The 543-nt window shown below is 49.9% G+C and carries 1 protein-coding gene; it reads right to left on the bottom strand.

Going from position 1 to position 543, the window contains the following annotated elements; all coding sequences use genetic code 11:
* Positions 1 to 543 (bottom strand): penicillin-binding transpeptidase domain-containing protein (locus R7Q11_RS28760; RefSeq protein ID WP_263857233.1); only part of this gene is annotated, 543 nt, incomplete at both ends.

Below are 543 nucleotides of genomic sequence, written 5' to 3'. Positions count from 1 at the left end.
AATTTCAGAAAAGACAGGAGACGCGACCGAACCACCGTAGTAATCATCACCTTGCGGCTCATTCACAATCACCACCAACGCAATTCGTGGGTCGCTCACAGGTGCTAGACCTGCGGTATAAGTGATGTATTCATCACTATAGCCACCCGCCGATGCTTTTCGAGACGTACCCGTTTTAGCACCAACTCGATACCCCGGAACGGCTGCACGACGAGCCGAACCGCCTTTTTGAGTTACGGTCTCAAGCATATCAAGCACAAGACGCGCATTTTCCTTGCTTACTACCTGACGTGACATATCACGGTCATTACTCTCGATAATATGAATCGGCTCGTACTTGCCAAGGTTCCCTAACGTTGCATACGCATGTGCAAGCTGAATCGGCGTGATAGACAGACCATAACCAAACGCAATGGTTGCACGTTCAATGGGAGACCAACGCGTTCGAGTTGGGAAGATACCAGTCACTTCGCCAACTAAATTCAAACCAGAAAGTTCCCCAAAACCCACCGAACTGTACAAGCCAAGCAGCGCCTCAACAGG

Source organism: Vibrio sp. 970 (assembly GCF_033339075.1).
Note: the sequence above shows the minus strand (reverse complement) of the source record. Positions and strands in the feature narration are given on the sequence as shown.